This window comes from Sphaerospermopsis reniformis (assembly GCF_005402885.1).
GTDB lineage: Bacteria > Cyanobacteriota > Cyanobacteriia > Cyanobacteriales > Nostocaceae > Sphaerospermopsis > Sphaerospermopsis kisseleviana.
In genome coordinates this window covers 1-4309 of record NZ_BJCE01000341.1, presented here as the reverse complement: position 1 = coordinate 4309, position 4309 = coordinate 1, and the positions used below count along the sequence as shown (strand labels likewise).

At 39.5% G+C, this 4309-nt stretch carries 6 protein-coding genes; 3 read left to right on the top strand and 3 right to left on the bottom strand.

What is annotated here, in order from left to right:
* Window positions 1-119 precede the first annotated feature (119 nt).
* Entirely contained in the window at window positions 120-293 is a 174-nt protein-coding gene (locus FFR48_RS25880; RefSeq protein ID WP_096567003.1) for a ribbon-helix-helix domain-containing protein, read from the bottom strand.
* Window positions 294-568: 275 nt separating this feature from the next.
* Window positions 569-2194 carry a DUF6930 domain-containing protein gene (locus FFR48_RS25875; RefSeq protein ID WP_137669342.1) on the bottom strand — a complete coding sequence of 542 codons (1626 nt, stop codon included), beginning with the start codon at window positions 2192-2194 and terminating at the stop codon, window positions 569-571.
* 338 nt (window positions 2195-2532) lie between these two features.
* On the opposite strand from FFR48_RS25875, the gene FFR48_RS25870 reads away from it, so the two are divergent.
* From FFR48_RS25870 to FFR48_RS25860, 3 genes are all read left to right on the top strand, one after another.
* On the top strand, window positions 2533-2889 hold the full coding sequence (locus tag FFR48_RS25870) for an iron-sulfur cluster assembly accessory protein (RefSeq protein ID WP_096567006.1): 357 nt from the start codon (window positions 2533-2535) through the stop codon (window positions 2887-2889).
* Window positions 2890-3001: 112 nt separating this feature from the next.
* On the top strand, window positions 3002-3424 hold the full coding sequence (locus FFR48_RS25865) for a tetratricopeptide repeat protein (RefSeq protein ID WP_096567009.1): 423 nt from the start codon (window positions 3002-3004) through the stop codon (window positions 3422-3424).
* Window positions 3425-3554: 130 nt separating this feature from the next.
* Complete coding sequence (locus FFR48_RS25860; RefSeq protein ID WP_096567011.1) at window positions 3555-3797, top strand: DUF8620 family protein; 243 nt, start codon at window positions 3555-3557, stop codon at window positions 3795-3797.
* Here the strand turns inward: FFR48_RS25860 and FFR48_RS25855 are convergent, their stop codons facing one another.
* A complete protein-coding gene (locus FFR48_RS25855) occupies window positions 3798-4235 on the bottom strand; it encodes a PIN-like domain-containing protein (protein WP_137669341.1) in 438 nt (145 codons plus the stop codon). It lies immediately after the preceding gene.
* Between the last annotated feature and the right edge of the window lie 74 nt (window positions 4236-4309).

The following is a 4309-nucleotide window of genomic DNA, read 5'->3' as shown; positions in this document are numbered from 1 at the left end:
TGGTGACTGGGGACTGGGAAGAAAGCAGGGGGAGCAGGGGAGGCAGGGAAGGCAGGGGAGGAAAAGATTTTTACCAATGCCCAATGCCCAATGCCCAATGCCCAATGCCCAATGCCTCATTAAGCATTACTCTTACTATCTTCAGAAAGAGGTAAACTTCTAATCAACTCACGAATCACATCAGTAGCGGGTCTACCTGTCTGCTGACAATATTTTTCTAATTTTTCCGCTTCCTGAGTTGCTAGGTTGACGGTTATGCGTTTAACAGCCCATTTTTTATTAGTCATTATCATGCAACTTGCTATGTGTTAACGGTTTTCAAAATGAATCCAAAAGTAAAAGGAAAAAATGATACTATCAGAGATTTGCTCAAATAAACAGGAAGATCATAAAATATATCTAAAAATTCGCCGTCAAGATAGATAAACTAAACGAACCAAGTTGATCTTTTTAACAACAAATTATGCAGCAATTACTATAGGACTTCATTGTAGAAAACCACAGATCAAACCCAAATAATTGAACTCAGTGTGGATTTGATGACTATCTGTGGTAACTACACAGAAAATTATTCAAATTCTAGTTGGGGCATAAGTTGGAGAGTACCAATACCTAAATCTTGAGTAGAGAGCGATCGCGCTTCAAACAAAGCCATCATATCTTTTAACCCTGGATTACCACGAGCAGCACCTGTCAATCCCTTAGCAATGATCAAACCGCAATATCCATTAGTTTGCTGACACCGCTGATTCCATTTTTTCTTGGCTTCAACGTGAGTGGGATCATCCTCTGGAAATTCCCCAAACAGGAACAGATCCCCATTCTTTGTTTGTAACAAACCTAAATCATATCGTTCACCGTCTAAGGGATTAGCACCTGGATTAAAGCATATAGCTTTCAATCCTCCAGCAGCTTGAATATTTTCAATCACCGTTTTAGCTTTGGGGCGGGAAGTTTGAATTAAAATCACGGGTAAGCCATCACCGACTGGTTGAATTTCCTGTCCTGCATGATAATTCACTTCCTGACGTAGAGAATTCAACATCTCCCAAGAAATCACTCCTAAACTCAAAAATGAATCTTCTGGGATCAAATCATCCCGCAATGTGCGGATCTCGGTATCCTCATCCCACTCATCTTCATCTGAAAAATCAAACCCTGCCATTTCCTCTAACTCTGCTGCTAATTCTGGCATAGTCGAGACAGTGACAGACACGGATTTAGTTGTTTCATAGGGATGGGGTAGAGAAATGCGATAACGTCGGTTGATGGGGGGGAAGTCTTCTTCGTATAACTGATGACGATAATCACGGATAAAGCGGATCAAACTTTCTAGTGCCACAAATACTACAAGTGCTTCTTCCTCGTATAAAATCGAGCGTAATCCTTCTAAGGGGTGAATATTACCAAAAGTAGGTTCAATCTCCGATAGGGGTAAATCCGCTAAATCTTCATCTTCATCTTCATCCACTTGATCAAAGGTGAGAAATAAGCAATCTTGCTTTAAGAAAGCTGCTTCTAAACCTTGCTCTGATTCTTCATCCTCTAAAATATCTGCACGGAACCGCTTGAGAGATTCTTCTGAACGATATAACAAAACACCATACTCCATCCCCAGCATTCCCATGACTGAGACATAGAGTGTCCCCACATCCCATTTATTTATTTCTATAGACAAGATTTGCTGTTCTTCCAGAAAATCCCAAGGTGCTGCTTCCCAAACTGCAAAAGCCTTTTCATTCAGAATTTTTGCATATTGTGGAGGTAAATTAGGAATTTGACTATCAACTATATCCGCAAAAGAGCGAAATAGTTCATCAATTAAAGGTAATTCTGGTGCGTAGTCAATAGCAATATCCAAATCTTGCAAAACTCCCCGCAGGTAAAATTGAATTTCCCTGTCTTTGACCACAATTCTTTGAGGTCTAGCTGGTTTAGCAGGACTGTGGGGATGCTCCATTGCTCGCATTAAGGTGCGAACTATTGCTTCTGGTCCAAGGTCGGGAGATACCATATCCATACCTCTAACAATACCTTGAGAGCCATCCACCCAAAGGATACATTCCCCTTGGGACTCTTGGGAATCTCTGGATGACACTGGTGATGACAATGGACGGCGATCGCCCTCCCATATAGAAGGAATTTGGATTAATTTCTTCAACCGACGACTGGTAGAGCGATTAAAACTTGTCATAGATTAAGTGAATCAAAAAAAAGCTATTTGGAAGTCAAATGTGGGGAATGGCTAAAATTCGGCTCAAGTTTTCTGTTAATAACCCTACTGTACCTGAAGAGTGGTTGCTGCTCAGACTGCTTGTGGCTGAAACTCAGAAAATACCCCATCTCTAAATACACCAAACCTCTCAATTTTAGAATAAAATTCCTTGGCTGCTGTTGACAAAGTATTGAGAATTTAACGTTTTCACCTCACCAATGCCGCTAAAATAGAACAAAAATCAAAAAATCAGCATCCAGGCTATCAACGGCATATACCAGTTAATATTTAGACTAATTAAGGAGTGTAAACAGCAGATGACACAAGCAACCCAAACTCAAGAACGCGGCATTATGCTAAGTGAAGCAGCATTGCGGCAAGTAAAATCTCTCCAAGCTAAACAAGGTCAAGATTTATGTTTACGGGTTGGAGTTCGTCAAGGTGGTTGTTCTGGGATGTCTTACATGATGGATTTTGAAGATATCAGCAAGATCACTCCCCAGGATGAAGTTTTTGATTATGACGGCTTTAAAATTGTTTGCGATCGCAAGAGTTTATTATATCTCTATGGTTTGATGCTTGATTACAGTGATGCCATGATTGGTGGTGGTTTTCAGTTCACCAACCCCAACGCTTCTCAAACCTGCGGTTGCGGTAAATCCTTTGGGGTATAATAGGGGACTGGTGACTGGTGATTGGTGATTGGGGATTGGGAAAGATTAATAAACCAATGCCCCATGCCCAATGCCCAATGACAAATAACTAATGACTAACGACAAATAACAAATGACTATTACAGTTGAAGAATTATTTGATACAGGTTTACAACGCTACAAAGACGGTGAATCAGCCGCAAATCTTATTCCTGTATTTAAAGAAGTATGCGATCGCTCTCCTAGAGCTAGTTCAGCTTGGATTTGCTTATCTTGGTTATATCTTCTAGAAGGTAAAGCACAGTTAGCCTATAAAGCTGCCAGCAAAGCCGTAAAAATTAATCCCCAAGATCCACAAGGTCGAATTAATCTCGCTGTAGCCATGTTAGAAACCGGTCAGAAAGGTTTACGAGAACATATCGACATAGCAAAACAATTGATTTTTGTCAATCAAGAATGGGAAGAAGAAGTAAAAAACAGCATTGAAGACGGTTTAACTAGAAAACTCGATTGGCAAAGTTTGGCTAAAGTCAAAACATGGCTGTTTGAAGAATAATTGGTGATTGGTGATTGGTAATTGGTAATTGGTAATTGGTAATTGGTAAATCTCTTACTATCCCCAGTCACCAGTCCCCAGTCACCAGTCACCAGTCCCCAGTCACCTGTTCCCTATTCCCTATTCAATGATGAAAGATAAAATATTAAATTGGGTAAATACAATATTAGTCGCTGATTTTTTCCTAGTAATTTTAGGATTTGGTTGGTTTGCTGTCGCTGTTGTTGGCGATGCTTCAGGCATCAACTTAGGTTTAGATTTATGGCATAAACTTTGGCAACCCTTATTTAACCCAGCCATTGGTCTTTTAATGGGAGGGGCGTTAATTAGTGGTATTAGTAGTTGGGTTGCTAAGAAATTTGGGAAAAATTAGTTAGGATAAAAACTGCTCTATTTCTTGTAATAACATCTGACTGTTTTTCCAAGGATTAATTTTACCTTCACGAGAAACTTTTGCAATAAATGGAGCAGGATGCTTGAGAACAAACTTTTCCATTTTGTCAATTGCTTTAATAAAAATTTCTGCCATTTCTTCGCCTTTTAAACCTTGGGAAGTCAAAATAAACATTTTTATTTGAGCGCGAGCAACAGCAATTCTTTCTAACTTGTTTCTACTAATTCTATCATCTTTAGTTAAAACAACCCAACCTTTTTTACCTATCTCTGGTAGCCAGTCTACATCTTGAGTTCCTTGACCAAAATGTTCGTCGTGAATTTCTACTAAAATACCTGCATTGCGAAGTTTTTCGGGTACAGTTCCTGTACCTAAACATCTATCAATAAAAAAGGTAATTGACTTAGGTGTGGTCATGCAACAACAGGTAATTCACAGCGAATAGCTTCTTCAATTTTCAGGCGATCGCACTTATAATCAAAAGCAAGATC